Below are 25,671 nucleotides of genomic sequence, written 5' to 3'. Positions count from 1 at the left end.
CGCTAGGGGGCGCGTCCCATGTTCGACATCGGTTGGAGCGAGTTGCTCGTCATTGGCGTGGTCGCGCTGATCGTGGTGGGGCCCAAGGACCTGCCGCGCATGTTCCGCACGCTGGGGGAATTCACCGGCAAGGCGCGGCGCATGGCGCGGGAGTTTCAGACCGCCATGAACCAAGCCGCGAAAGACAGCGGCGTGGACGATATCGCAGGCGACCTGCGCAAGGTCGCCAACCCAAAGAAATTCGGCATGGACAAGATCCGCGAAGCGACCGACGAGTTCAAAGCCTGGACGCCCGAAGATGACAGTTCGCTGTCGCCCGAAAGGGCCGAGAACAAGCGCAAGATCGACGCTGCCATGGCGCAAGCCGCCGAGAACCGTCAGGCCGCCGAAATTGCAGAGCGGGCCGATGAACCCGATCTGATTCCCGACCCCGCCGCACCCGCGCCCAAGCCAAAGGCCGACGAGGCATGAGTACCCAAGACGAGATCGAAGACAGCTCCGCCCCGCTGATCGAGCATCTTGCGGAACTTCGGACACGACTGATCCGGGCGGTTGCGGCCTTTCTCGTTGGCATGATCGTCTGTTTCGCCTTTGCCCAGGAAATCCTGGCCTTTCTGCTTGGACCGATCGAGGACACGATGCGCGCGCTCGGCGACCCGAATCCGCGCATGCAGTATACCGCCCCGCAGGAATACTTCTTTACCCAGATCCGTGTGTCGGTCGTTGCGGGCCTGATCCTGTCCTTCCCGATCATCGCGCACCAGCTCTGGCGCTTTGTCGCCCCCGGTCTTTACCGGCAGGAAAAAAAGGCATTCCTGCCGTTTCTTCTTTCATCACCGTTGTTGTTCCTGTTGGGCGCGGCTTTCGCGCATTACGTCGTCGTACCGCTGGCGATGCAGTTCTTCCTGGGTTTTGCCGACGTCCGCACGGTGGTCGCGGGTGCGATCCCGACAGAGGTGCCCGAGGGCGTGATCATCACCGGACCGGTGGTGCCCGCCACGCCGGATGCCCTGATGCCGCCGATGGATGAGGGGATCGACATTGTCTTTGACGGCAAGGTCAATGAATCGCTCGACATCACGCTCAAGATGATCGTGGCCTTTGGGCTGTGCTTTCAGTTGCCGGTTCTGTTGACCCTGATGGGCACTGCCGGTCTGGTCAGCGCGGCGGGTCTGGCGTCGGTGCGCAAATACGCGGTCGTTGGCATCCTGTTGCTGGCCGCGCTGGTGACGCCGCCGGACGTGATCACACAGATCATCCTATTTGTCGTGGTCTTCGGTCTTTATGAGATATCGATCTGGCTTGTCCGATTTGTTGAACGCAAGCGGGTCAAGCAGATGCGCGCAGAGGGCCTGCTCGACGAGGATGAAGAGCTGTGACTGACCTGACGACGCGGGACCTGTCCCGCATTGCCGACGCCCTTGACCGCCTGGCCCCCGCGCCGTTGCCTGCCCCGGACTGGACGGCAAGTGCCTATGTCTGGGACACAGATCCCGACCGGCTGGTTCCCGTGCAAAAGGTCAATCGTATCCCGTTGCACCTGCTGCTGGGGATCGACCGCGCGCGCGATACCCTGCACGCCAACACCCGTCGTTTCGCTGAGGGGCTGCCTGCGAACAACGCCCTGCTTTGGGGCGCGCGCGGCATGGGAAAGTCCAGCCTTGTCAAAGCGGTGCATGGCGATCTTGAGAAAACCGGCCTGAAGTTGGTGGAGCTTCAGCGGGAAGACATCCACACGGTCGGGCGTCTGCTGACCCTGCTGCGTGCCGCGCCGCACCGCTTCGTTCTTTATTGCGATGACCTGAGCTTCAGCCACGACGATGCGGCCTACAAGTCGCTGAAGGCCGTGCTGGACGGGGGGATAGAGGGGCGGCCCGACAACGTGATCTTTTACGCCACCTCGAACCGCCGCCACCTGATGCCGCGCGACATGATCGAGAACGAGCGTGGATCGGCCATCAACCCCGCCGAAGCGGTGGAGGAGAAGGTCTCGCTCAGCGACCGCTTTGGGCTTTGGCTTGGATTCCACGCCTGCGATCAGGACAACTATCTGGCGATGATTCGGGGCTATTGCGATGCCTTCGGGGTGACCATCGACGATGCCTCCCTGCGGGCCGAGGCGGTGGAATGGCAGGCCACACGCGGGTCACGATCCGGTCGTGTGGCGTGGCAGTTCTTTACTGATCTTGCCGGACGTCAAGGCGTTACCGTCTAACGTTGCGGAAGGCGGCTTCGGATCTAAACACCCTTTCCAACGCTTTGGACCCGTCATAACGTCCCTGCATCAAAAGGCCCGAGACAGGGCCGCATATCAGGGAGACTACCATGAAAAAGCTGCTGCTGGCCTCTGCCGCCGTGCTTGCAACCACCGCCGCCTATGCGGACGGACATTCGCCCGTGAAGCTGGGCGTCATTCTGGGCTTTACCGGTCCGCTTGAATCGCTTGCACCGCAGATGGCCGCCGGGGCCGAAATGGCGATGGCCGAAGTGTCCGAGTCGGGTCTGTTGCTGGATGGCGTGACCGTCGAATCGGTGCGTGGCGACAGCACCTGCATCGACGCCGCTGCTGCCACCTCTGCTGCGGAACGTCTGATCACCGGTGACGGCGTGTCCGGCATCGTGGGTGCGGATTGTTCCGGTGTGACCGGCGCGATCCTGCAGAACGTCGCGCTGCCGAACGGTGTCGTGATGATCTCGCCCTCTGCCACGTCGCCGGGTCTGTCGACCGCCGAAGACAACGGCCTGTTCTTCCGCACCGCGCCGTCGGATGCGCGTCAGGGCGTCATCATGACCGAAATCCTGCTGGAGCAGGGCATCAATTCGGTCGCGCTGACCTACACCAACAACGACTATGGCAAGGGCCTGGCCGACAGCTTCCAGTCCGCCTACGAGGCTGCCGGTGGCGAAGTCACCATTTCCGCCGCCCATGAAGACGGCAAGGCCGACTATTCCGCCGAAGTCGGCGCGCTGTCTGCTGCTGGTGGCGACCGTCTGGTGGTCGCGGGCTACGTCGATCAGGGCGGGTCCGGCATCGTGCGCGCGGCGCTCGATTCGGGTGCCTTCGACACATTCCACTTCCCCGATGGCATGATCTCGCAGGCGCTGGTCGATAACTTCGGTGACGAAATCGACGGCTCCACCGGCCAGAACCCCGGCACCGACAGCCCCGGCGCGATGCTGTATCAGGAAATGGCCTCGGCTGCGGACTACGACGGCTCTTCGCCGTTCTCGGCCGAAGCCTACGATGCGGCCGCGCTGATCATGCTGGCGATGCAGGCGGCGGGATCCACCGATCCGGCGGCCTACAAGGACGCCGTGATGGGCGTGGCCAACGCACCGGGCGAGCAGATCCTGCCGGGTGAATTGGGCAAGGCGCTGCAGATCCTCAAGGACGGCGGCGACATCGACTACGTCGGTGCCTCGGCGGTGGAACTGATCGGACCGGGTGAATCGGCGGGCAACTACCGCGAAGTCACCTTCGCCGATGGCGACCTTCAGGTGGTTGGCTACCGCTGATCCGCATCGACACGACACGCACGGCCCCGGTTTTCCGGGGCCGTTGCCATAGGGGGATACGGGTATGATCGAGGTCCACGACCTCCACCGTCATTTCGGCGGTTTTCGCGCAGTGGATGGCGCGACCCTGCGGATCGAAGAGCGCTCCATCACCGGGTTGATCGGGCCGAACGGCGCAGGCAAGACGACTTTGTTCAATGTGATCGCGGGGGTTTTGCCACCGACGTCCGGCACCGTCACCATGGCGGGCGAGGACATCACCGGCCTGCCGCCGCACGATCTGTTCCACAAGGGGCTGCTGCGCACGTTCCAGATTGCGCATGAATTCTCCTCCATGACCTGCCGCGAGAACCTGATGATGGTCCCCGGTGGGCAATCGGGGGAAAGCCTGTGGAACACCTGGTTCGGGCGCAAGCGGATCGCGGACGAGGAACGCGCGCTGCGCGCCAAGGCCGACGAAGTGCTGGAGTTTCTGACCGTCGAACACCTGGCCGAGCAAAAGGCCGGAGAGATTTCGGGCGGCCAGAAGAAGCTGCTGGAGCTGGGCCGCACCATGATGGTCGATGCGCGCATCGTCTTTCTGGACGAGGTGGGCGCGGGCGTGAACCGCACGCTGCTCAACACCATCGGTGACGCGATCATCCGTCTCAATCAGGAACGGAATTACACCTTTGTCGTGATCGAGCACGACATGGATTTCATCGGCAAGATCAGCGACCACGTCATCTGCATGGCCGAGGGCAAGGTCCTGGCCGAAGGGTCGCTGGCCGAAATCAAGGCCAACGAGCAGGTGATCGAGGCCTATCTGGGCACCGGCCTGAAGAACAAGGAGGCGACCGCATGACCGGCTTCGACGGGCGCGGCAACAAGGACGCCTCCATCGTGAACCCCCGCCCCGGCGGGACGATGCAGGCCGGCAGCGCGAGCGGAGAGCGCCCCCGCACATCGGAGGCGTTCCTGATCGGGGACAGCATGACCGGCGGCTATGGCACCGGTGCAGACATCCTGCACGATTGCACGATCGCGGTCGACAAGGGCCAGATCGCCGTCATCGTCGGCCCCAACGGCGCGGGCAAATCGACGGGCATGAAAGCCGTCTTCGGCATGCTCAATCTGCGCAAGGGTGCGGTGAGGCTGGACGGCGAGGACATCACTGCCCTGACCCCGCAGGACCGCGTGGGCAAGGGGATGGGGTTCGTGCCCCAGACCTCCAACATCTTTACCTCCATGACGGTGGAGGAAAACCTGGAGATGGGGGCCTTCATCCGCCGCGACGATTTCCGTGACACCATGGCGCAGGTCTATGACCTGTTCCCGATCCTCAAGGAAAAGCGCCTGCAACCGGCCGGAGAGCTGTCGGGCGGGCAACGCCAACAGGTCGCCGTGGGGCGCGCCTTGATGACGCACCCGACAGTCTTGATGCTGGACGAACCGACGGCTGGCGTCAGCCCCATCGTCATGGACGAGCTATTTGACCGCATCATCGAGGTGGCGCGCACCGGTATCTCCATCCTCATGGTCGAGCAGAATGCCCGGCAAGCGTTGGAGATCGCGGACAAGGGGTATGTGCTGGTGCAGGGGCGCAATGCCCACACCGGCACTGGCAAGGAACTGTTGGCGGATGAACAGGTCCGGCGCAGTTTCCTGGGGGGCTGAGCGATGTTGCGAGGGACAGGCGGCGTGAACCCCGCCCTACATCTGACGATCGTCGCCGCGCTCTGCGCCGGGGCGGCGCGGGCAGAGATGACCTGCGCGTTCGAGGCAGAGTGCTTTGAGACGGAGGCCTGCGCCGGGACGACGTTCGCCTTGGACATCGTGGACGGCGACCCGATCCGTTTTGTCACCGAATTCGGTGATCTGGCGATGACCTACTTTGCAGACGACACCTGGCTGGCACAGGGGCAGGGCATGAGCCTTCTGCTGTCGCGCGGCGAGGACGGCGCGGCGCGCGCCTCGGTCCATCTGCCGGGGCCGCTTGTCACAACTTACCTTGGAACCTGCCGGAGCGAGGGCTGATGGAACTTCTCAACGCATTCGTGACGCTGGCGAATTTCGTCCTGGTCCCGGCCATCGCCTACGGGTCGCAACTGGCGCTGGGCGCGCTGGGCGTGACGCTGATCTATGGCATCCTGCGGTTCTCGAACTTTGCCCACGGCGACACGATGGCCTTTGGCACGATGTCGGTGATCCTGGTGACCTGGGCAATGCAGGCGGTGGGCATCGGGTTCGGCCCGCTTCCCACGGCGCTGTTGGCGCTGCCTTTCGGGATCGCTTTGACCGCACTCCTGGTTCTGGGCACGGACCGGCTGGTCTATCGCTTCTACCGCCGGGCCAAGGCGGTGCCGGTGACGTTCGTGATCGCCTCGCTGGGGGTGATGTTTGTGATGAACGGGCTGGTGCGCTTTATCATCGGTCCAGACGATCAACGGTTCGCGGATGGCGAGCGGTTCATCATCACGGCGCGCGATTTCAAGACCATGACCGGGTTGGATGAAGGGCTTGCGATCAAGACCACGCAGGCCATCACCGTGGTGGTCGCGATCATCGTCGTGGCGGTCCTGTTCTGGTTTCTCAACCGGACGCGCACCGGCAAATCCATGCGGGCGTTCAGCGATAATGAGGATCTGGCCCTGCTGTCGGGCATCAATCCCGAACGGGTCGTGGTCATCACCTGGATCATCGTCGCGGGCCTGGCGACCGTGGCGGGCACGCTTTACGGTCTCGACAAATCGTTCAAGCCGTTCACCTATTTCCAGCTTCTGCTGCCGATCTTCGCCGCCGCCATCGTTGGCGGCCTGGGCAGTCCGCTGGGTGCCATCGCGGGCGGCTTCCTGATCGCCTTTGCCGAGGTGACGATCACCTATCCGTTGAAAAAGGTGCTGGGCTACGCCTTGCCAGAGTCGTTGGAGCCGCATGGCTTGGTTCAGCTTCTGTCCACCGACTACAAATTCGCGGTCAGCTTCGTGATCCTGCTGATTGTTCTTTTGTTCCGGCCCACCGGATTGTTCGCGGGGAAATCGGTATGAACACGCTCAAGCCGCGCGATCTCGCGCTTTTTGCCTTCGTCGTTGTCCTCTTTGTCGGGACCGGCTTCGTGCAGTCCTGGAACGTGTCTCTGACGATCCTGAACATGGGGCTTATCTCGGCGATCATGGCGCTCGGCGTGAACATGCAGTGGGGCTACGCCGGGCTGTTCAACGTAGGGATCATGGGCTTCGTGGCCCTGGGGGGGCTGGGTGCCGTCCTCGTCTCGGCTCCGCCCGTGGGCGAGGCCTGGTCTGCGGGCGGGCTGCGCCTGCTGGGCGGGCTGCTGCTGGGTGCGGCGACGGTCGTCGCGGCGATCATGGCCCATTCCCGATTGCCCCGGTTCAAAGGGCTGGGCGTCGTGGCCATCCTGCTGGTCGGGTTCTTTGCCTTTCGTGCGGTCTTTGATGCGGGCGTCGAGGCGGTCGAGGCCGTGAACCCCGCGGTTTCAGGTTATCTGGGCGGTCTTGGCCTGCCGATCGTGCTGTCCTGGCCGGTGGGCGGCCTGCTGGCGGCTGGCGCGGCCTGGTTGATCGGCAAGACGGCGCTGGGCCTGAGGTCCGATTACCTGGCGATTGCCACGCTGGGCATCGCAGAGATCATCATTGCCATCCTCAAGAATGAGGACTGGCTGGCGCGCGGGGTCAAGAACGTCATCGGTCTGGACCGGCCCGTCCCATATGAGATCGACCTCCAGAACTCCGCCAGTTTTGTGGATCGGATGCAGGGCTGGGGGTTTGACCCTGTCACTGCCTCGTCGATCACGGTGAAGCTTGGCTATTCGGCGCTATTCCTGATCGTTCTGGCGATCCTGATCTGGCTGGCTCAGGCCGCGCTGGCGTCGCCCTGGGGCCGCATGATGCGTGCGATCCGCGACAACGAAGTCGCCGCCGAGGCGATGGGCAAGGACGTGACCCGCCGGCATCTGCAGATCTTCGTTCTGGGATCTGCCGTTGTGGGCCTCGCAGGGGCGATGATGACCACGCTGGACGGGCAGCTGACGCCCGGCACTTATCAGCCGCTGCGCTATACGTTCCTGGTCTGGGTCATGGTCATCGTCGGTGGATCCGGCAACAACTGGGGCGCGGTCCTGGGCGGCTTCCTGGTCTGGTGGCTTTGGGTTCAGGTAGAACCGATTGGTGCCCTGCTGATGCAGGGGATCACGGCGGGCATGGCCGACGGCACCTGGCTCAAGACGCATCTCTTGGATGCAGCGGCGCATATGCGGCTGCTGACGATGGGGATTATCCTTTTGCTGGTGCTGCGGTTCTCACCCAAGGGCCTGATCCCCGAGAGGTGATCACCGCAGAAATGCGCCGTGGTAATTGACCAGCCTGCGGAAGTGCGCGTCCAGCGCCTTCCGCAGGTGCGGCGCATCCTTGACCGTCAGGATATAGTCCACCAGCAACTCATATTGCGCAATCTGCCGGGGCAGGCGGCGCAGGGGGTTCAGGCGGTCGGTGCGGTCGTCTTCCTCGATGACCTGAACGATCTGGTCGGGGTCACGGGCCAGGGTGACATCGGCCGATGCCTCCAGGTTCTGTCCGTTCATCAACGGCAACTGCGCGTCGTAATACGCGAACAGGGCCGCCTCCAACGGTCCGATATCCGCCCGCTCGGGAACCACCCAGGCGCGGACGAAGGCCACCTCCCAGACGTCGATCTGCCGGTTTGCGATGACGTCGGACCTGGCCGATGTCAGATGTCGGCGCACCCGTGTGCGGATGCCGTCAACCGATTGCCCCACATAGATCGGCTGTCCATCAAGATCGCAGAGCGCGTAAACTCCGATATCGTCGGTCAGTGATTTCAACGCCTTGTGGCGGAACGCCTGTTCGGGCGTCATGCGGCGGACCGCAGGCGTGCGGCGGCCAGGATCGGCGCAAACAGATGGCGGTCAAGATGCGCCACGACGGGGACGACCACGCCATCGCCCGCCACCTTGTAGGCCTCGTTGTAGCGGCCCGTGACGCGGTAATCGTCAGGCAGGCCCATCAGCCGCAGCGCCTCGCGCGAGGACAAAAGCCGGGCCCGAATGCGCCGCCCCTCGATCAGGACAAGGGTCTGGCGCGAGGATCCGCCCGCAGGCGTTCGCAGGCAACCCGCGATCCCGTCCAACCGCAGTTCTGCCCGCTGCCGCACGGTGCCCTGGGCATCCGGGCGCCCCCGGCGATAAATCGTCCCGATGGTCATCTTGCCGCTGGCCTGCGCGGTCTTCAGGCGGGACAGGCTGGGCGGGGACATCATGGCGGTCAGGTGCCGCACTTCGGCTTGGGTGAACCATGGTGTGTCGGGGCGAGGGTCCAATACGTCTTCCAGCCGCTGCGCGCGGGCGGGCGCGGCGGGCAGGGACCACCAGACCCAGCGATCGGAAAGCTGTCTGCGGTGCGCCTGAGCAAAACGGCGCAGCTTGGCGGAGTGAAAGGGGCCATCGGGCGTGGCACGGGTCAGGCCGCCCACATCAATGTCATCGCGGGCACAGATCACGAACAGGCGCGGACGGCTTTGCGCGACGAAGTGCCTGGCGTCGATCTCCAACCCGCCGACGCGATAGCCCAAGGAGGACAGCGCGGTCACCACGGCCACGAAGTCCGCACCGCCCGCGCGCGACAACAGGCCGGTGACATTCTCGAAGGCGATGACGCGCGGCGCGTGGTCTGCGGCGACGGCTTGCGCGATCACATCGATCCAGTGCCGGAACACCCCGCTGCGCTGTCCTGCCAGACCCTTGCCGTTGCCCGCCAGGCTGAAATCCTGACACGGGCTGGACCCCCAGTAGAGATCCACGTCACGCATCAACGGGGCGGGGTCCAGCGTGGCGATATCGCCCCGGACCAAGCCGTGCGCGCCAAAATTGTCTTGATAAACCCGACACTTCATCGGGTCGATGTCATTGGCCAGAACACAGGTCCAGCCCGCGCCCAAGGCGGCGCGGACCATGCCTCCTCCGCAGAAGAATTCGGCATATCTGGGTGTGGTTTCGTCCGGGGACACCATATGTGTTTCTAGGATCGGGGTGCGATCCTGTCGACCGCGAATCTCATTCGGCGGCAGTTGCCTCGGCGGACTGCGCGGCTTCGATCTCGGCGGCTTTCTTTTCGACCTGTTCGACGATGTGATCGACCATCTGGTCGTTCGACAGCTTGTGGCTTTGCTTGCCGGCCAGATAGACCATGCCCGCGCCATTTCCGCCGCCAGTGAAGCCGACATCGGTCATCAGCGCCTCGCCGGGGCCGTTGACGACACACCCGATGATGCTGAGCGACATGGGCGTCTTGATGTGTTCCAGCCGTTTTTCCAGCGCTTCGACCGTCTTGATCACGTCAAAGCCTTGCCGCGCACAGCTGGGGCAGGAAATGACGTTGACGCCCCGATGGCGCAGGCCCAGCGATTTCAGGATCTCGTAGCCGACCTTCACCTCTTCGACCGGATCCGCCGACAGGGACACGCGGATCGTGTCGCCGATCCCCATCCAAAGCAGGTTGCCCAGCCCGATGGCGGACTTGATCGTGCCAGATGTCAGCCCCCCGGCCTCGGTGATGCCCAGGTGGATCGGTGCGTCCGTTGCGTCAGCCAGACCCTGATAGGCGGCGGCGGCCATGAAGACGTCCGACGCCTTCACGGAAATCTTGAACTCGTGAAAGTCGTTGTCCTGCAAGATACGAATGTGGTCCAGCCCGCTTTCGATCATCGCATCGGGGCAAGGTTCGCCATATTTTTCAAGCAGATGCTTTTCCAGCGACCCGGCGTTCACCCCGATACGGATCGAACAATTGTGGTCGCGCGCGGCCTGGATGACCTCGCGGACGCGATCCGCGCTGCCGATGTTGCCTGGGTTGATGCGCAAGCAGGCGGCCCCGGCCTCGGCGGCTTCGATTCCGCGACGGTAGTGGAAATGGATGTCGGCCACGATGGGCACCGGACTTTCGCGCACGATTTCCTTCAACGCTTTCGAAGAGGCTTCGTCAGGGACGGAAACCCGGACGATATCGGCCCCGGCCTCGGCGGCGGCCTGCACCTGCGCGACAGTCGCGGCCACGTCCGTGGTCAGCGTGTTCGTCATTGTTTGCACAGTGATGGGGGCATCGCCGCCCACAGGCACATTGCCGACCATGATCTGACGCGACTTGCGGCGGTCGATTTGGCGCCAGGGGCGAATTGCGTGGAGTGACATGGGCGCGGCCTCGGACTTTCGGATCACATCCGACAGGTAAGGCCCGCGCGCCCATGGCGCAAGCGCGTCACTCTGTCGGGGTGTCGGCCCCGGGCAGCGGCACGTCTGCCGAAAGCTCTGCGACAACGCGGGCGATGTCGCTGCCATCGGTCAGATCGGCCAAGGCATATTGCTCGGTCACCAGATCTGCCGAAATCTCTGTGGTCAACACCTGCGCGCCCGGTGCGATGGGGCCATAGGTCTGACCGGCCACGGAGAAATAGACCGCGCCGGTGTTGCCGGTGCGCAGCGAGACGGGCGCATCGCTGGGCGGAATTTCAAAGGTTTCACCAGCGGCCAGGTTGCGTTGCAACAGCTCTTCTCCGTCGGCAGTGCGGACACGGACCCATGCGTTGCTTGCCGCCACGATAACCACTGCATCGGGAACGGTCGCCAGAACCCGCGGCGGGGTTGCGCCGGGGGCCGTTTCGCCCAGGGCCTCGGACAGGGCACCATTGACGGCCGATGCGATCTGCGAAGACGCATCAGCATCGGGCCCGTTCAGGCCAGCCGGTTCGAACGCGGCCAAGGCCCCGGTGGAACGCGGCGAAATCGTTGCAATCGGCGCATCGCGCGCGGTCAGGATCGGAGCGTCCAAGGCTTGCGGTCTGTAAAGGCGCGACAAGGCCTCGGTCGTGGGCACGTCGACACCCGCCACTTGCGGTGCATCCGCCTGCGTGACCGTGGGGGCGAGGGGATCCAGCTCGGCCACAAGTTCTGGCGCTTGTTCGACCGGGGCCACATTCACCCGTTGAATTTCCTGCACCAGGGTCCAGCCGCCATAGCCGATGCCGCCGACCAGCATCGCCAGAACCGCCAACGAGCCGAGCGCACCGGGTTCAAACCCTGCAAAGACCGGCGTGGCCTTGTTGGCGAACGGATTGCCCGCGCCCATCAAGGGGTCGATCGGTTGCGCCTGCTTTGCGGCCTTGCGACGGGGGATCACGGCCAGGCCAGGCGCATCGCGCCGGGTGATTTCGGATTCCATCGGCTTGAGCGCCGATATTCCACCGAAACCGGATTCCTCGCAGAAGCGGGCAAAGACGATTTCGGGATCCATGTTCAGATAGCGCGCATAGCTGCGCACGTAGCCGGCCACGAAAGACTGGCTGTCAAAGGCAGTCAGATCGGCATTTTCGATGGCGGCGATGTAACTGGCCTTGATCCGCAGCTCGCGCTGCACATCCATCAGCGATTTGCCCAGCGTGGCACGTTCGCCCCGCATTTCATCGCCCAAACGCATTTCGAAGGAGTCGAAGCCCCGATCAGGGCTTTCAACCTTGGAGATAAACTTCGACTTCCGGCCAAACATGAGCCTGCCCCTCGAACATTGCGGTCACGCCTCTTTGGGCACGATTCCGTCCTGATAAACGAACCCCGACTCCCCATCGAAGTTCCACTGCCACCCCTAGAGTAGCAGCAAAAAGCCCACAATGCACGGTTTTCGTCAGGCGCTCGCTTGGGCGCGATTCAGCGCACAGTGCGACCAAAGGTCGTCCATGGCGCGCACCAATGCATCAATCATGGGCGGAGTGTGCACGGGCGAAGGGGTGAACCGCAGGCGTTCGGTGCCGCGTGGGACCGTCGGGAAATTGATCGGCTGCACGTAGACACCGTGATCCGTCAACAATCTGTCCGAGATCATCTTGCATTTGACCGGGTCGCCCACGTGGACTGGCACGATATGGCTGCCGTGGTCGATGATCGGCAATCCCAGCCCACGCAGCCGCAGCTTCAGAACAGCGGCGCGATCCTGTTGCAGGTCGCGCAGCGCCTGGTCGCCTTTCAGGTGTCTGACCGACGCGGCGGCGCCGGCGGCAACAGCGGGCGGCAGGGAGGTGGTGAAAATGAAGCCGGGGGCATAGCTGCGGATCGCATCACACATCTTGGCCGACGCGGCGACATACCCGCCCATCACGCCGTAGGCCTTGGCCAATGTCCCGTTGATCATGTCGATCCGGCCCATCAGCCCATCGCGTTCAGCCACACCGGCCCCGCGCGGGCCATACATGCCGACGGCGTGAACCTCGTCGATATAGGTCAGGGCACCGAATTCCTCGGCCAGGTCGCATATCTGCTCGATCGGGCCAAAGTCGCCGTCCATGGAATAGATCGATTCGAACGCGATCAGCTTGGGGGTGGCAGGATCGTCTGCCTCCAGCAATTCGCGCAGATGGGCCACGTCGTTGTGGCGGAAAATCCGCTTTGCCCCACCATTGCGACGCACCCCCTCGATCATCGAGGCGTGGTTCAGCGCGTCCGAGTAGATGATCAGACCTGGAAACAGCTTTGGCAGGGTGCTGAGCGTGGCGTCGTTGGCAATATAGGCCGACGTGAAGATCAGCGCGGCCTCTTTTTGATGCAGGTCCGCCAGCTCCGCCTCCAACGCCTTGTGATAGGCGGTGGTGCCAGAAATGTTGCGCGTGCCACCGGACCCGGCACCGGTCGCGTCGATCGCCTCGTGCATCGCGGCCAGAACCACGGGGTGCTGGCCCATGCCAAGATAATCGTTGCCGCACCAGACGGTGATGTCCTGGGTCGTCCCATCGGCCTTGTTCCACGTCGCATGGGGGAACTGACCACGGTGGCGTTCGATGTCGATGAAGGTCCGGTAGCGGCCTTCCTCGTGCAGGGCTGACAGGGCCTGATCGAGCGCGTCCGTGTAATCCGTCATCGGGTCGTCCTTATCGTTTGGCCCAGGCGGCCCGTCTTTCGCAGCGGGCCTAAGGCAGCGAGGCCGCTTAAACCAGATACCATAATGTCGCGCAAAGTCAGTTGGCGACGACGACTTCACAATCGCGCGCGCCATCGGCGGCACACATCGCAATCGCCGCGTCGGCCCCGTCGCCGATCCCCCAGGCGCCGGATGCCTCGCTGATCGCCATCGCCGCATTGTCGCCCGCGCGCCGGAAATCGCGTCCGGCGACGACCTTGGTGGCATCCTGGCTCAGGGTCAGGGCGCGGTCTTCTTCGAAACGGCGGGGCGTCACTTCGGCCACGACCACGCAGGCCGGGCCGCCCGGCCGTTTGGCATTGCATTCCTTGATCGCGGCGGCGCGCGCCGCGTCGAGGGAATGATAGTTGAAGGCCCCGGTCGAGGCCGCGTTCTGAAGCCCGGCCTCGGGTGAAACCGCCAAGGCTCCATAATATTTCAGGCTCGCCACCTTCGGCATGGCGCGCAGCGTCGCGAGATCGCCTTCGGCCAAGAACGGTTGCGGCAGGATCGACGTCTCGGATGTGCGCGTGCCGAAAAGCTGCCGCTTGGCGTCGCGTTGATCCATGGTGTCCTGTGCCAGGACGGGCAGGGCGCAAAACAGGGCGGGTATGATGGTCAATCGGCGCAACATCTGATCCTCCGGCTCGTTCGTGTCAGACCTAGCGCGCGGGCCCCCGATTGCCCAGCCGTTGCGTGGTCGTGACGATCCACCCCCCAAACGCAGAACGGGCCGCGCAATTGCGCAGCCCGTTCGATTATTTGCTGGCGTCGTCTAGTCGATCAGTCGTCCAGTTCGCGCTGACGCTCGATCTCGGCGAAGATGTCGGCGTTGTAGGCAGGGGTCGTGGCGGCCAACGTAGCGCCGTTCTGGCCGGTGAAGTCGTTCGCGGTGTCCGCGTCCGAGTTGAACAGCGCGAAGACCGCGCCCAGACCGCCCGAGCGGCTGGAGACCACGACCCGGTCGCCGTCCAGGTTGATCAGCGAAACGGCGTCGTTGGCGACGTTCACGTCCTGGTTGAAGTGCGCGGTGGCAGCGGCAGCGCCCGAACCGACCTGAGCAGAGGCGGCACCGGTCAGAGCGGCGGAAGCGACGAGGGCGGAGATGATGAGGGTTTTCATAACGTTAGTCCTTTTTCGGTGGACCCTGTGGTTGCGGCGGGCCCGTTTGGGTTTGATGCGAGGCGGTGTGTTTTGCCCTGCTGATGAACCCTATTTGCGCCTTGCGGACCTGACATTCAACAAACGAAACCGTGAGTATGACGCGATAAGCGTGCATATATGCACATATACCTCTCCGCCCCGCACCCCCCTCACGCCCGCGCGACGAGGCCTCACGCGGGCGTGATTGAACCCTGCGAAACCGCAACAAAGGTGAGGGGACAGGTCGCTATGACGGGGTGAGTCGGACGCTCAGGGGGGGGGAGTCGGCCTACGCCGACGGAAAAAAAAGCGTCGAAGCGGGCCGCCAGTCGAACCAAGAACTGTCAGCCCCCTCAGGCTTCCGCAGCAATCAGACCAAGCCCGCGCAGATAGACCCCGATTCCCGCCTCCAGAAGGTCCTCTGGGGGAAAGGGGGTGTTCGCGCCGGGATTGCCCCGTGCGAACAGCTCCACCACGCCGTGACTCATGGCCCAGATATGCGCGCTGACCATCGCGGCGGGGGGGCGCCGGTCGGCGGGGATATGTTGCGACAGATCCTGGGCGGCCTTTTCCAGGACACCCCGTGACCGGTTCACTGCGCGGCTCAGCTCTGGCGTGGCATGGCGCGACAGGCCGGATTCGAACATCGCCATGTAGTGACCGGGGTATTTGCGGGCGAAGGCCAGATAGGCACGGCCCGTCGCCTCGAATGCGGCCAGGGCCGATGGTTGCCCGGTCTCGAAGGCGTATTCCATCAGATCGCCAAAGATCGCGTGCCCTTGCAGGGCGCACTCGATGATCAGATCCTCGCGCCCTTCGAAATGGCGATAGACCGCCGCCGGGGTCACCCCCGCCTGCTTGGCTGCCTCCGACAGGGTAAAGCCGGTCGGCCCTTTCTCCTCGATCAGGGACAGGGCCGCGTCGACCAGGGCCTGACGCAGGTTGCCGTGATGGTACCCGCGTTTAGGCACCGTTCAGCCAAAGCTCCGGGCCGCCCGCGATCTGATCGTCGATCTTGAGCGCCGCGTCGTCGCGCCCGGCATAGGGAATCCGGCTCAGGATCACGCGGATCGCGTTCAGCCGCGCCCGCCGCTTGTCATCGGACCGCACGACCGTCCAGGGGGCAGGATCGGTGTGGGTGCGGGCGAACGTCTCCTCGATGGCATCGGTATAGGCATCCCAGCGCGACAGGCCCTTTACGTCGATCTCGGACAATTTCCAGTGTTTCAGCGGATCATCCTCGCGCGCGAGGAACCGGCGCAACTGCTCGGCCCGACCGACGTTGAGCCAGAGCTTGATCAGGATGATCCCGTCATCGACCAGCATTTCCTCGAACTTGGGGACCTGGCGGAAAAAGTGCTGCCTGGCATCCGGCGTGCAAAAACCAAAGACATGTTCGACCACGGCCCGGTTGTACCACGACCGATCGAACAATGTCATTTCGCCCGCCGAGGGCAGGTGTTGAACGTAGCGCTGGAAATACCATTGCCCCGCTTCCCGCTCTGTCGGTTTCGACAGGGCGACGGTGCGCACGATGCGGGGGTTCAGGTTTTCGCGCACCCGCTTGATCGTGCCGCCCTTGCCTGCCGCGTCCCGTCCCTCGAAGACGACGGCGACGCGGGTTTCGCTGTCGCGCAGCCAGGACTGACATTTCACCAACTCGATCTGTAGCGTGGCCAACGCGGCCTCATAGTCGTCCTTGTCCATCCAGGCGTCGTAGGGGAAGTCCGGGGTGACGATGTCTTTCTTCTTCGCCTCCGCGATGGCCTCGCGGACCGATTTGGGGGCCTCGTCTTCGTAGAAACGGGTGATGGCGGCGTCGAAGGGCTTGGGCATGATCTTCCTCGGGTCGGGTCCTGTCTATATGGGTGCCAGAGCGGAGGGGGGCAACTTTCCTGTTTCAGGTCCAAGGGATCGACCCGCTGGCGCGGGCCGATCCGCCGGGGGCTCTGCCCCCGGACCCCCGAGGTATTTTTGGCCAGAGGAAGCCAGGCCCCCTAGGCCGCAGCGGCGCGGTCGATGGCGGCGATGACCGCCTGAGGGGCGGCGTGGTGCGGCATGTGTCCCACGTCGTCGAGTAGCGTGAGATTGGTGCCCGGCCTCAGCGCCTTGAAGGGGTGCGCGTGAATGGTCGCGGGGACGATCGTGTCGGCCGTGCCATGCAGCCACTCGATTGGCAGCGACAATTCGCGATAGCGGGCCTGCATTGCGACGATATGGGGTTTCAACCCGTTCACCTGCCGCGCGTTGGCGCGCAGAGACCGGCGGCGCAGGGTCAACTGTCCGCCGATGTGATCCAGATAGCCCGGCGGCACGGGATCGGGGGCAAAGATCGTCCGCGTGATCTTGTCCATCTGCGCATCGGGTACCAGCGCGGTGATCAGGGGTACCGCCACTGCGCCACCGGGGGCGGAGGCCGTGACGGCATAGGTCGTGCCCAGACCACCGGGCCACTCCATCGCCGCAGGGGCCAGCAGGACCAGCGCACGCGCCTTATGATCCAGCGCCCAGGCCAGTGCGACCGTGCCGCCGAAGCTGTGGCCCAGAACGAGGGGCGTGCCGGTGCCGATCTGGGCGTAGGCCCTTGCGAGAAGGCCGGCTTGTTCGCCCGGGCTTTCGGCGCGGGACGTGAAGGCGGCGTCATAGGCTGGGTCCGTCCGCCCCGTATGGCCCAGACCGGGACGGTCGAAGGCGATGCAGCGGTAGCGGTCCTGAAGCCGGGGGATCAGATCGAAGGTGAACTCCCGCGCGTTGCCCGACGCGCCGTGGATCATCACCAGATCCGGTCCCGTTCCGCGCACGACCGCATGCACCGGCACGCCGTCCACGTCGAGGATGCGGCCCTCGGGCGGAAAGGCGGCCTCTGCCCCGGCCTCACGGGCGCGGATCCGCCGGGAAAGGGCACCACCCCCCAAGGCAGTCAGCCCGGCCAGCGTCCCGCCCTTCAGCAGGCCGCGCCGAGTCATCGGCGCCCTCGCAGCAGGGCATAGCCGATCAGGATCAGGAACCCGGCCAGCAGGGGCAGCAACAACAGATCATTGTAAACGACGGGGATCAGCGCCCCGGCCCCCAAGGCACCCAGCAGGATCGGCAGGACTGGCGTGAAGCAGCACAGCGCGGTCACACCCGCGCCGACCGCTCCTATGCCCAGCAACCGACGCCGCGCCACAGTCAGGTCCCGATTTTCGACATGTCAAAATGGGTCGTCTGGTAGATCTGATTGATCCAGTTGCCGTAAAGCAGATGCGCATGGCTGCGCCACCGGTTCTGCGGCACCTGCGTCGGGTCGTCGCCCGGATAGTAGTGCCCAGGCACGTTGATCGGCGTGCCGTTGGCCACGTCGCGCTCGTATTCCTTTTGCAGGGTGTCGCTGTCGTATTCGAAGTGGTTGAAGATATGCAACGCGCGGTGTGCGCGGTCTTCGATCAGGCAGGGCCCCGTTTCGTCAGAGCCGAGCAGAACCTCCATGCCGGCGGCCTCGATCTCGTCGCGGCGCATCTCGGTCCAGCGCGACACCGGGATCACGCAGTCATCGGAAAATCCGCGCAGGTAAGGTGAGGACGGGTCTTCGTTGTGAACGCGAAAGCACCCGAACGCCTTGTGATCCAGCAGATGCTTTTTCACCCCGTGAAAATGCCAGGCCATCGCCATGGCCCCCCAGCAGACGCCGAAGGTGGAATGCACATTGGTCTGTGTCCAGTCCATGACCTCGCAGAGTTCATCCCAATAGGTGACCTCTTCGAAAGGCATCTGTTCGATGGGCGCACCGGTGATGATCAGTCCGTCGAATTTTTCGGCCTTCACGTCCTGAAACGGGCGATAGAATGCCTCCATATGCGCCGCCGACGTGTTGCGCGTCTGGTGTTCGCTCATCCGCACCAGCGTCAGGTCGATCTGAAGGGGCGTCGCGCCGATCAGCCGCGCGAACTGCGTCTCGGTCGTGATCTTCATCGGCATCAGGTTCAGCAGCGCGATGCGCAGCGGGCGGATGTCTTGCCGGGTGGCATCGTCGTCGGACATGACCATGACACCCTCGGACCCCAGCACATCATAGGCAGGCAGGTCACGGGGCAGGGTGATGGGCATGGTCGTATCCTCGGCAGTGGGAGGCCTAGTTAGTCGCGCGCGGCGGCCCTGCCAAGGGCGGCGGCGACCAGATCATTCACGTCCTCGGCATCGCGGACCGACGCGACCTCGGCGGCGGTCGTCTTGACGCCCCAATTGCGCGCCATGGCGGCATAGCGCGGCTGGCGTTCGCGAATGGCGGCGGCATAGGCCTCGACGGCGAATTCAGTCGGATCGACCTGATCGGGGCGTTTGCCCGTGCGGTCCAGATGGGCGGCCCAGGCGGCGGTCAGGAACGTGGGGCGATAGCACATCGGTTTGGGCGCGCGCGAAAACCGGTCGATCAGGGTCTGGGTGTGATCTTCGGTCCCCTCGATCCAGACCATCAGTGTGTTCTGGCTCAGCGCGGTCAGAACCGGGTCGTCCGGGTCCTCGGCATCGACTACCTCGCAGGTGGATCCGCCGGTATCGCAGACGAAGTTGTCGTAGCCGTAGATCTCCTGCGCGCGGTCGATGAAATGCGGCGTGTCCAGCAGGGCGTTGACCTCGGCGCGGACGTGCAATTCCTGCCTGCGTTCATATTCGGGCAGGGGCAGGCCGCCGTTCGACGGGTCGCCCGGCTGGCCCAGATAGGTCGACAGCGGGTCGAGATTGTCGAAGGTGATGTTGGAGCCGATGTAGATGCTGTCGGTCCGCAACAGCTTGGCCAGGAAAGGGACCTTCATCGCCTCGCGCTTGAGGTTGTCGTTGATATGCTCGCCCATGTAGGCGGTGCCGATGCGGTAATCGACCGAGTAATGGAACCACTCGCCCGAGTCTCGCAGGATCTCGGACACGTGGGTCTTGCCCAGACCGGACATGCCAAAGAACGCTACACGGCGGTTGGGGGCGGATCGCCAGTCGGCTTCGGTCGCATAAATCATGGCGTGGGCGTAGCCGTGCCGCGCAGCGCGGTCAACGTTGCCTGAACAGCCGTCCGTCAAGGATCAGCAGGCCTGCAATCAGAAGAGCAAAGCCCAGGTAGACCGTCGGGGCCAGGACTTCGCCCCGCACCCAGGCCCCCAGCAGGATCGCCACAGGAGGGATCATCAAGGTGCACAGCATGACGTTGCCGCTGCCTGCCGTCGCCAGCACCCGGAAATAAAGAAGGTAGGCCAGCGCTGTCGCGACCACCGCGTAATACCCCACGGCCAGGATCGTGTCGGACTGTTGCGGCACGACGATGCCGTCGATCATCAGCGCGGCGGGCACCATGACCAGGCTGGACCCGGTCAACATGCCTGCGGCCTGCACCTGCGGGGCCAGACCCGTCAACCGGGTGCGCGCCCAGACCCCCGCCAGCGCATAGCAGATGGTGCCGGCCACGACCGCCAGCTGTGCGGCCGAGCGGAGGTCGAAGCTGGACAGGTTCTCCAACCCGATGGCCACGGCCACGCCGAAGAACCCGATGGTGACGCCCAGGGCGCGGCGGGGCGTCAGCCGTTCGTCTGCAAGAAAGATCGCCGCGGCCAGCACCCCGAACACCGCCGTTCCCGCGTTCAGGATGGAGGTCAGGCCCGTTTCGATATGCAACTGTCCCCAAGCCATCAGAGAGAACGGCAGCACGTTGTTGAGAACCCCCATCACCAAGAGCGCGCCCCAGATCCGCGGATCGCGGGGCAGGGGCAGGCGGCGCAAGGCAACCCAGCCCCAAAGAACCAACGCCGCAACTCCCACGCGAAAGGCCACCGAGGTCACGAACGGGATTTCGTCCAGCGCAACCCGGATCGACAGAAAACTGCCGCCCCAGATCAGCGCCAGCAGCATAAGTTCGCCCCAGGCGCGGGATGTCATGTTCTGTGTCATGGCCCCCTGCTACGGGGCGGCAGAGCGTCGGAAAACCCGGAACTTGCGGCTATCAGGAATTGACGGATCAGCTATCTGCCTGGCTGGACGCAAAACGCCCCGCCGGGTCGGGCGGGGCGTCTGCGCGTCGGTCCCGGGGGGACCTCAGAACTTGTAGGCGACCCGCAGGCCCACGCCCACGGCGCTGCCGTCGGTGAAGCTGGCGACGGGCTGGCCACCGACCCCGGCAAAGGCATCGCCGACCTTGGTGTAGTTGATGCCGCCCGATACGTTCAGGTTGCCCTTGGTGTAGCGCGCGCCGATCGACAGGCCGATCTGGCCGTCAGTCGGCCCCAGGGGCGAAATCGTCGCACCGCCGCCGTCCTTTTCGTAGGTCAGGGACGCCAGACCCACCAACTCGGGCGAGAAGCGCCGCGCAACACCCAGCGTCCAGCGATAGCTGTCGTCGATATTCGCCAGATCCGCGCCCAACGTCTGGGGGATCACGTCGAAATCATCCCAGTCGGTCCAACGCATCGACGCCAGAACCAGCGTTTTTTCGTTCACGCCGGTCTGGAAATCGATGTTCACCGACTGCGGCGAGTTGAAGGTCAGCGTGCCGGGAATGGCCGCGGCCCCGCCAACCGGACCCAGGATTTCGGAGGTGTTGGTCGAATGCTCGACCTCGCTGTGATAGGTCACGGCCAGGCGCAAAGCGATTTCCGGGATCTCATAGGCGGCACCCAGGGTCAGGCCCACGCCCCAGTCCTGCTCCAGCTCGACCGAGTAGCCGCCGGTGGCCTGGAACGCACCGCGTGCCTGGCCGAACGGGGTGGCGACGGCGGCGGCGAAATTGGCCGGTCCGCCCACGGCTGCGGCAACCTGGTTGAAGGCCGCCTGCGTCTGGGCGTTCTGGTTGCCGTTGGCAAACTGCAGCGCCCCGCCCACGGCGGCGGTGGTGACGCCAGCATTCGGATTGGCCGCGTTGATCGCGCGGGCCACACCGGCCGCCGGGATCGCATTGGCATAGGCCAGACCGTTCAGCGCGACGCGCCCGCCCGCCTGTTCCGCCCGCAGTCCGCCAAAGACGCTGACACGGTCGGTGAACTGGTACTTGCCGATAAAGCTGATGGCGTCCGACGACAGATCAGCCGTGGTGCCGCCCAGGTTCGATGTCAGCGGGTTGTCGTTGTAAAAGATATCCGCACCGAACGGCTGATCGCCGATCACGGCATAGCTGAAACGGTCGTTGACCTCGTTCGCAAAGCTCCAGGAGTAGGAGGAGTAGCTGCGCCCCGCGTCATAGGTGCCCGTCGCCCCGCCAACATCCGCGCCATTCAGGCTGGGCTGCACGTAGCTGAGGCCAATTCCCGCGGTCATCGGGTCGTCAAAGATCGCCAGAACGGACTGGCCCGAACGGTCGAGCCCGCCCGCAGTGGCCGCGCCCGTGCCAACGAAGGCCGCGAGGGCGGCGAGTGTAAAGCGGTTCATGTAGTCCTCATCCCTGGTTTGCGCCGATCGTGTCGGCGTTGGCCCGGCTCCTCCTCCGGGTGGTGTCTTGACGGATTGGAAACAACCGCAGGGCACCCCGGTCAATTCCGACCCTACGTCACAAAACTGTGGTCGTTGCGACAGCCGACCTGTGGTTGCAGCTTCGCAACAATCTTTCGCGTAGAATCGTTAAGATTGTCTTACATCGGCCAGGCGCAAATTGGCCCAGGCGGCCCCCAGGATGACGGCACCGCCGATCAGCACAAGGGGATCGACGCCTTCGCCATAAAGATAGGCACCGATCAGCGCGGCCAGGGGCAGTCGGACGAAATCAACCGGCATGATGGTCGAGGCAGGTGCCAGCGCCAGCGCGTTGGTCAGGCAAAAATGCGCGCTCAGCCCTGCAAGGCCAATCAGGCATAGCCAGGGCAGGGTGGCCGCGCTGGGCAGGGCAAAGGCCCCGTCGATGCCCGCACAGACAAACCCGAACAGCAGTTGCAGCGTTGTCAGCCAGAACAGGATGCTCAGCACGCTTTCGGTCCGGGTCAATCGCCGCGTCAGCAGGTTCGTCAGAGCAAAGAACACCGCCGCCAGCCCGGCCCAGAGCACACCAGGCGCCATCGTCCCCGAAAACGGTTGCGCCACCAGCAGAACACCGGCGAAGCCCACAAGCGCCACAAGGTATTGCACGCGCCGGACCCGCTCCCCCAGGATCACGGGGGCCAGCAGCAGCACCCACAACGGGGCCGTGAACTCCAGCGCGAACACCTGCGCCAGCGGGGCAAGCGTGATCGCCAGGAACCACAGGTTCTGTCCGGTAAAGTGACAGACGTTGCGAAACAGCTGCATGGGCAGGTTCGCGGTCGACACTTCGGTCCGGCGGCGTCCCAGAACGATCACGCACAGCACGATCGCCACGCCCACGGCCGAGCGGTAGAACATGATTTCGAAGGTGTCGTGCAGATGCGAGACCGCGCGCCCCGCCACCGCCATGGAGGTGAAAGAGGCAATCGCGCCCAGCATCCAAAGCGCGGCGCGCAGATTCGTCGCCATCGGCGCAGAGGTTTTGGTCACGCCCTAGCTTTCCGGAGCCTGATAGACGCCCTGTTCCTTCAGGGCGTCGATGACCTCTTTGGGCATGTAGGTTTCGTCGTGGCGGGCCAGGATCTCGGTCGCGACAAAGGTGCCGTCGACATAGCTGCCGGTGCCGACCATGCCTTCGCCCTCACCGAACAGATCGGGCAGAACGCCGGTATAGGTCACCGGGATGGATGCGCCGCCGTCGGTCACCGCAAAGCGGACGGTCGTGCCCGCGCCGCGTGTCAGGCTGCCGTCTGCAACCAGTCCGCCGATGCGGAACACTTCGCTGGGCGGTGGCGGGGCCTCGGCCACCTGGCTGGGCGACCGGAAGAAGTTGATGCCATCGCGGAATCCGTACCCGATCAACGCAGCCGACCCGGCCAGCGCGACGACGGCCAGGGCGATGACCTGAATGCGGCGGGTTTTCTTCAGCGAACGCATGGCTCCCTCCTCAGGCGGCCTCGAAACTCATGGGACGGCGCAGGAATTGCGTCGCACGGGCCGAAACCTGTTCGGGGTCGCCGGTGGTCACCATTCGCGCCCCACCGTCGCCCACCATCTCTGGCCTGCGCGACAGGTAGTCGGCCAGGCTCTCGGCGACAATGTCGGCCTGACTGAAAACGGTCACATCTTCGCCAAGCGCGCGTTGGAACACATCCTGAACCAATGGATAATGGGTGCAGCCCAGAATCGCTGCGTCCGGTTTGGGCATCTTGCGTTTCAGGGCGTCCACGTGGCTGCGCACCAGCGCCTCGGCCAGGATCATGTCGCCGTCCTCGATCGCATCGACCACGCCGCCGCAGGCCTGCGCCTCGACATCGACGCCGATGGCCCGAAAGGCCAGTTCGCGCTGAAATGCGCGGCTGGCGACGGTGGCAGGGGTCGCGAACAGGGCGACCTGTTTGACGTCCACCTCGCGCGGAGGGGAATTGTCGCCCCAGTTGCGCTGGGTCATCGCTTCGATCAGGGGGACGAAGACGCCCAGCACCCGCTTGCCCTGCGGCACGCCATCTTCCTGCATGCGGCGCAGGGCCGCCGCCGAGGCGGTGTTGCAGGCCAGCACGACCAGGTTGGCACCTTCGTCCCACATCTGTTCGACCGCGCGCCGGGTCAGGCCGTGAATGTCGTCGGCGGTGCGCACCCCATAGGGCGCGTTGGCGTTGTCGCCGAAATAGCTGACCGGCAGATCGGGCAGGCGGCGCGTGACCGCGTCCCAGACCGTCAGCCCCCCCAAACCGGAATCGAAGATACCGACGCTCATGTGCACCCCGCCTTTTGCGTGTCGAACTCGAACCCCTTCGCAGGATCCTCATCCCCGGCTGCATAGGCTTTGCAGCGGAGCCAGTCCATCAACTCCGTCTGGTTGCCGGGATGGGCGGCGATTTCCGCCGGGGAAATCGGATCGCCCACGGAAAACCGGACCGGTCCGTCCGTGCGGGCACCGAATTCACGGATCAACAGGCCCAGACGCAGCGTGGCATGCAGGTGCGACGCAAGGTGGAACAGCCGGGAATTCGCCCCCTCGAAGTGGATCGGCACAACGGTGGCACCCGATTGCCGGATCAGCTTTGCCGAGAACCCGCGCCAATGCGGGTCCCGGGCCGGGCCGAACGGGCGCGCGGGCGTTGACACGGCCCCGCCGGGAAACACGCCGATCAGGCCGCCACCTGCCAGAAACGACAGCGCCGTGCGCCGCATGGCGAGGTTGGTGGCCCGGCCCGCGCGGCTGTCGTCAAAGGAAACGGGCAGCACCACATCCGCCATGTCCGGGGCGCGCAGAAAGACGTCGTTGGCGATGACGCGAAATCCACCGGGCCGGGCCCGCGACAGGATCAGCGACAGGACCAGTCCGTCCAGGATGCCGTAGGGGTGGTTCGCGACCACGACCACCGGGCCGGTCGCGGGGATCGCGCTAAGCGTGCCGCGCACGACCTGGGGTCGCAGACCATAGCGGCGGCACATCTCTTCCCAGAACGACGTCCCCTCGGAGACCGCGGCGTCATAGCCGCGCGCCCGGCGCAACAGGCCAGAACGCCCGCCCAGCAATTCCATCCCCCGGATCACCATTCGCCCCCGACGGGTGCGTGCGCCGGTGGCATAGCTGATCTGGCGTGCGGTGCTTCGACTGGTCTGGGTCATCGGTCTTACTGTGCGACAGGCTGGCTGATCTGGAAACGAAAAAGGCACCCCGAAGGGTGCCCAGATCATCGCATGTCGCGACCTCGGCTCAGGTGTTGGCCGAGATGAAGGTGACGGCGTCGCCAAAGGTCTGGATCGACTCGGCGGCATCGTCGGGGATCTCGATCCCGAACTCTTCCTCGAAGGCCATGACCAGCTCGACCGTGTCGAGCGAATCGGCGCCGAGATCGTCGATGAAAGACGCGTTCGGCACGACCTTTTCTTCTTCGACGCCCAGATGTTCGACGACTTTCTTGCGGACGCGGTCCTCGATGTCGCTCATGTCTCTACCTCATTCCGTGACCCATAGGGGCCTGTCATGCATGTCTGGCCCCATGCCGGGCTGCTCACCTAGATGTGAACACCGGGCGACCGTTCAAGCCCCCCGGGAATTGTGCGCCGCCTATATCACGGGGTCGCCTGA

At 64.5% G+C, this 25,671-nt stretch carries 29 protein-coding genes; 9 read left to right on the top strand and 20 right to left on the bottom strand.

From position 1 onward, the window contains the following. The first annotated feature begins 18 nt into the window (after positions 1 to 18). The 9 genes from tatB (at position 19) to K3551_RS14190 (ending at position 7,840) form a co-directional block, all read left to right on the top strand. Positions 19 to 471: a Sec-independent protein translocase protein TatB gene (tatB, locus tag K3551_RS14230; protein WP_259914578.1), complete on the top strand. Its 453-nt coding sequence runs from the start codon at positions 19 to 21 to the stop codon at positions 469 to 471. Further along, positions 468 to 1,379 (top strand): twin-arginine translocase subunit TatC, encoded by a 912-nt coding sequence (tatC, locus tag K3551_RS14225; RefSeq protein WP_259914576.1) that lies wholly within the window; start codon positions 468 to 470, stop codon positions 1,377 to 1,379. Before tatB ends, tatC begins: the two co-directional genes overlap by 4 nt. 5 nt (positions 1,380 to 1,384) lie before the next feature. Continuing rightward, complete coding sequence (locus tag K3551_RS14220; RefSeq protein ID WP_259919636.1) at positions 1,385 to 2,215, top strand: ATP-binding protein; 831 nt, start codon at positions 1,385 to 1,387, stop codon at positions 2,213 to 2,215. Between the two features lie 110 nt (positions 2,216 to 2,325). After that, a complete protein-coding gene (locus K3551_RS14215; RefSeq protein WP_259914574.1) occupies positions 2,326 to 3,516 on the top strand; it encodes an ABC transporter substrate-binding protein in 1,191 nt (396 codons plus the stop codon). A 64-nt stretch (positions 3,517 to 3,580) separates the two neighbouring features. After that, positions 3,581 to 4,360: an ABC transporter ATP-binding protein gene (locus K3551_RS14210; protein ID WP_259914571.1), complete on the top strand. Its 780-nt coding sequence runs from the start codon at positions 3,581 to 3,583 to the stop codon at positions 4,358 to 4,360. Then, on the top strand, positions 4,357 to 5,172 hold the full coding sequence (locus tag K3551_RS14205; RefSeq protein WP_259914568.1) for an ABC transporter ATP-binding protein: 816 nt from the start codon (positions 4,357 to 4,359) through the stop codon (positions 5,170 to 5,172). The genes K3551_RS14210 and K3551_RS14205 overlap by 4 nt, the downstream gene beginning before the upstream one ends. A 24-nt stretch (positions 5,173 to 5,196) precedes the next feature. Next, complete coding sequence (locus K3551_RS14200) at positions 5,197 to 5,532, top strand: hypothetical protein (protein ID WP_259914565.1); 336 nt, start codon at positions 5,197 to 5,199, stop codon at positions 5,530 to 5,532. Further along, on the top strand, positions 5,532 to 6,542 hold the full coding sequence (locus tag K3551_RS14195; RefSeq protein ID WP_259914561.1) for a branched-chain amino acid ABC transporter permease: 1,011 nt from the start codon (positions 5,532 to 5,534) through the stop codon (positions 6,540 to 6,542). Before K3551_RS14200 ends, K3551_RS14195 begins: the two co-directional genes overlap by 1 nt. After that, positions 6,539 to 7,840 carry a branched-chain amino acid ABC transporter permease gene (locus tag K3551_RS14190; RefSeq protein ID WP_259914558.1) on the top strand — a complete coding sequence of 434 codons (1,302 nt, stop codon included), beginning with the start codon at positions 6,539 to 6,541 and terminating at the stop codon, positions 7,838 to 7,840. Before K3551_RS14195 ends, K3551_RS14190 begins: the two co-directional genes overlap by 4 nt. Here K3551_RS14190 and K3551_RS14185 read toward each other — a convergent pair whose 3' ends face one another. From K3551_RS14185 to K3551_RS14090, 20 genes are all read right to left on the bottom strand, one after another. Continuing rightward, the gene (locus tag K3551_RS14185; RefSeq protein ID WP_259914556.1) at positions 7,841 to 8,386 is read right to left on the bottom strand and encodes a GIY-YIG nuclease family protein; all 546 of its coding nucleotides are present in this window, start codon (positions 8,384 to 8,386) and stop codon (positions 7,841 to 7,843) included. It lies immediately after the preceding gene. Next, positions 8,383 to 9,537 (bottom strand): DNA cytosine methyltransferase, encoded by a 1,155-nt coding sequence (locus K3551_RS14180; protein ID WP_259914555.1) that lies wholly within the window; start codon positions 9,535 to 9,537, stop codon positions 8,383 to 8,385. Before K3551_RS14180 ends, K3551_RS14185 begins: the two co-directional genes overlap by 4 nt. A 43-nt stretch (positions 9,538 to 9,580) precedes the next feature. Further along, positions 9,581 to 10,714 carry a flavodoxin-dependent (E)-4-hydroxy-3-methylbut-2-enyl-diphosphate synthase gene (ispG, locus tag K3551_RS14175; protein ID WP_259914552.1) on the bottom strand — a complete coding sequence of 378 codons (1,134 nt, stop codon included), beginning with the start codon at positions 10,712 to 10,714 and terminating at the stop codon, positions 9,581 to 9,583. A 67-nt stretch (positions 10,715 to 10,781) separates the two neighbouring features. Next, positions 10,782 to 12,065 (bottom strand): helix-turn-helix domain-containing protein, encoded by a 1,284-nt coding sequence (locus K3551_RS14170; protein ID WP_259914551.1) that lies wholly within the window; start codon positions 12,063 to 12,065, stop codon positions 10,782 to 10,784. A 135-nt stretch (positions 12,066 to 12,200) separates the two neighbouring features. Continuing rightward, complete coding sequence (gene hemA, locus K3551_RS14165) at positions 12,201 to 13,427, bottom strand: 5-aminolevulinate synthase (RefSeq protein WP_259914549.1); 1,227 nt, start codon at positions 13,425 to 13,427, stop codon at positions 12,201 to 12,203. Positions 13,428 to 13,524: 97 nt separating this feature from the next. Further along, positions 13,525 to 14,100, bottom strand: coding sequence for a DUF4189 domain-containing protein (locus K3551_RS14160; RefSeq protein WP_259914547.1), 576 nt, complete (start codon positions 14,098 to 14,100; stop codon positions 13,525 to 13,527). A 149-nt stretch (positions 14,101 to 14,249) separates the two neighbouring features. After that, entirely contained in the window at positions 14,250 to 14,588 is a 339-nt protein-coding gene (locus K3551_RS14155; RefSeq protein WP_259914530.1) for a hypothetical protein, read from the bottom strand. A gap of 374 nt (positions 14,589 to 14,962) precedes the next feature. Further along, positions 14,963 to 15,580, bottom strand: coding sequence for a TetR/AcrR family transcriptional regulator (locus tag K3551_RS14150; RefSeq protein WP_259914527.1), 618 nt, complete (start codon positions 15,578 to 15,580; stop codon positions 14,963 to 14,965). Further along, positions 15,573 to 16,445, bottom strand: coding sequence for a polyphosphate kinase 2 (gene ppk2, locus K3551_RS14145; RefSeq protein WP_259914525.1), 873 nt, complete (start codon positions 16,443 to 16,445; stop codon positions 15,573 to 15,575). The genes K3551_RS14150 and ppk2 overlap by 8 nt, the downstream gene beginning before the upstream one ends. A 161-nt stretch (positions 16,446 to 16,606) precedes the next feature. Further along, positions 16,607 to 17,575: an alpha/beta fold hydrolase gene (locus K3551_RS14140; protein WP_259914523.1), complete on the bottom strand. Its 969-nt coding sequence runs from the start codon at positions 17,573 to 17,575 to the stop codon at positions 16,607 to 16,609. Beyond that, positions 17,572 to 17,778 (bottom strand): mercury resistance system transport protein MerF, encoded by a 207-nt coding sequence (gene merF, locus K3551_RS14135; protein ID WP_259914521.1) that lies wholly within the window; start codon positions 17,776 to 17,778, stop codon positions 17,572 to 17,574. The genes K3551_RS14140 and merF overlap by 4 nt, the downstream gene beginning before the upstream one ends. Positions 17,779 to 17,780: 2 nt before the next feature. After that, positions 17,781 to 18,695 (bottom strand): homoserine O-succinyltransferase, encoded by a 915-nt coding sequence (metA, locus tag K3551_RS14130; protein ID WP_259914520.1) that lies wholly within the window; start codon positions 18,693 to 18,695, stop codon positions 17,781 to 17,783. A 29-nt stretch (positions 18,696 to 18,724) separates the two neighbouring features. Beyond that, a complete protein-coding gene (locus K3551_RS14125; protein ID WP_259914518.1) occupies positions 18,725 to 19,597 on the bottom strand; it encodes an ATPase in 873 nt (290 codons plus the stop codon). A gap of 31 nt (positions 19,598 to 19,628) precedes the next feature. Continuing rightward, on the bottom strand, positions 19,629 to 20,519 hold the full coding sequence (locus K3551_RS14120; RefSeq protein WP_259914516.1) for a DMT family transporter: 891 nt from the start codon (positions 20,517 to 20,519) through the stop codon (positions 19,629 to 19,631). Positions 20,520 to 20,663: 144 nt separating this feature from the next. Continuing rightward, entirely contained in the window at positions 20,664 to 21,989 is a 1,326-nt protein-coding gene (locus tag K3551_RS14115; RefSeq protein ID WP_259914514.1) for an OmpP1/FadL family transporter, read from the bottom strand. Between the two features lie 189 nt (positions 21,990 to 22,178). Continuing rightward, on the bottom strand, positions 22,179 to 23,063 hold the full coding sequence (locus K3551_RS14110) for a DMT family transporter (protein WP_311199736.1): 885 nt from the start codon (positions 23,061 to 23,063) through the stop codon (positions 22,179 to 22,181). Positions 23,064 to 23,066: 3 nt separating this feature from the next. Next, positions 23,067 to 23,510: a cytochrome c maturation protein CcmE gene (gene ccmE / locus K3551_RS14105; protein WP_259914501.1), complete on the bottom strand. Its 444-nt coding sequence runs from the start codon at positions 23,508 to 23,510 to the stop codon at positions 23,067 to 23,069. Between the two features lie 10 nt (positions 23,511 to 23,520). After that, positions 23,521 to 24,330, bottom strand: a complete 810-nt coding sequence (locus K3551_RS14100) for a glutamate racemase (RefSeq protein WP_259914498.1) — start codon at positions 24,328 to 24,330, stop codon at positions 23,521 to 23,523. Then, positions 24,327 to 25,208 carry a lysophospholipid acyltransferase family protein gene (locus tag K3551_RS14095; protein WP_259914492.1) on the bottom strand — a complete coding sequence of 294 codons (882 nt, stop codon included), beginning with the start codon at positions 25,206 to 25,208 and terminating at the stop codon, positions 24,327 to 24,329. The genes K3551_RS14100 and K3551_RS14095 overlap by 4 nt, the downstream gene beginning before the upstream one ends. 88 nt (positions 25,209 to 25,296) lie before the next feature. Beyond that, positions 25,297 to 25,530: an acyl carrier protein gene (locus K3551_RS14090; RefSeq protein WP_259914490.1), complete on the bottom strand. Its 234-nt coding sequence runs from the start codon at positions 25,528 to 25,530 to the stop codon at positions 25,297 to 25,299. Between the last annotated feature and the right edge of the window lie 141 nt (positions 25,531 to 25,671).

This window comes from Jannaschia sp. M317, assembly GCF_025141175.1.
Taxonomy (GTDB): domain Bacteria; phylum Pseudomonadota; class Alphaproteobacteria; order Rhodobacterales; family Rhodobacteraceae; genus Jannaschia.
The sequence above is the reverse complement of the archived record's forward strand: the minus strand, read 5'-3'. Positions and strand labels throughout refer to the sequence as shown.